The sequence below is a fragment of the Aneurinibacillus danicus genome (genome assembly GCF_007991215.1).
Taxonomy (GTDB): domain Bacteria; phylum Bacillota; class Bacilli; order Aneurinibacillales; family Aneurinibacillaceae; genus Aneurinibacillus; species Aneurinibacillus danicus.
Genome location: NZ_BJXX01000244.1, coordinates 1 through 1036, shown reverse-complemented (window position 1 = coordinate 1036; position 1036 = coordinate 1). Strand labels below are relative to the sequence as shown.

Sequence of the window (1036 nt, the reverse complement as noted above, 5' to 3'; positions counted from 1 at the left end):
GAAAGAAGGAGAGGGAGAGGAAAGAAGATCTAGGGAAGAAAAAGGTTGCTAAGAGAAAGGAGGATATCGATGAAATCTACCTACTTGTTTCGTATTCCCTTCGGAGAGAGGATGATGGAAGCATGATGGGCAGAAGCCATCTTGCGCTTGGCGCGCTCGGCGGCGTGGCGGTGGCTAAGCTCACGGAGGCGGATATGATGGGTGGGGCCGCAGCGGTATTGTTGGCGGCTGTTTCTGCTCTCATCCCGGATTTGGATGCGGATGGTCTTTTGACGCGCAAGCTGACGGATCGACCGCTGCGGGTTATCCGTCTCTTTTCCGGATATATCGGCGTCATTTTGGTTTTGCTAAGCTATTTTCCGGATACACGCAACGGACAATTTTTAACTGCATTTATCGGGCTATTGTTTCTTGGTGTGGGCTTTGTGTTGAGAGACAATGCGTCACGCAAGTGGATGGTTACGTTAATCGGCCTGGTAATCATGGGTGGAGCGGTATATCTGCAATTTGGTGAGCGTGCCCTCGTGCTGAACCGGGTTCCGTATGAGATACTGCATTCGGATTATGCCTGGCTGCTTGGACTTGGGGCGTTTATCGGCATAGTGCCGCATTTTTCCCATCGTACCTATACGCATACGGTTTGGGCGCTTGCAGTATGGGGCTATATCTGGTTCTATGCGGAGGCATCCCTGCAGTGGAAAGGGCTTTTTCTTGCGGCATCGTCCGGCTATCTGTCGCATTTGCTCGCTGACACGCTGACGGTGGCAGGCGTACGCTACCTGCATCCGTTCCCGCCGCTCGTCAAATTTCCGTTAATTCGTACAAAGAAGGACAGCCGCAAGGAAACGGCTGTCGTTATGATAAGCGCAGTGTTGGTGCTGCTTGTTTGTTTAGATGTGTTTCCTACATAATTTCTTATTGAAATTTTAACGGAATCTTAATATAGTAGGGTCGTCAAAGAGAAACGGACCGCGTTCGGCCGTCTCCTGGACGGCCTTTTTTTGGACGCGTGTCGAAAAAAAGACACAGGGATAAA

General features: G+C 50.6%; 1 protein-coding gene. It reads left to right on the top strand.

Annotated elements, in window-relative coordinates; translation table 11 throughout:
- The first annotated feature begins 122 nt into the window (after positions 1–122).
- Entirely contained in the window at positions 123–911 is a 789-nt protein-coding gene (locus ADA01nite_RS21455) for a metal-dependent hydrolase (RefSeq protein ID WP_170230418.1), read from the top strand.
- Positions 912–1036 lie beyond the last annotated feature (125 nt).

Coding starts and splice junctions, on each gene's coding strand:
- ADA01nite_RS21455 (WP_170230418.1), top strand. CDS start 123: ATGATGGGCAGAAGCCATCTTGCGCTTGGCGCGCTCGGCGGCGTGGCG.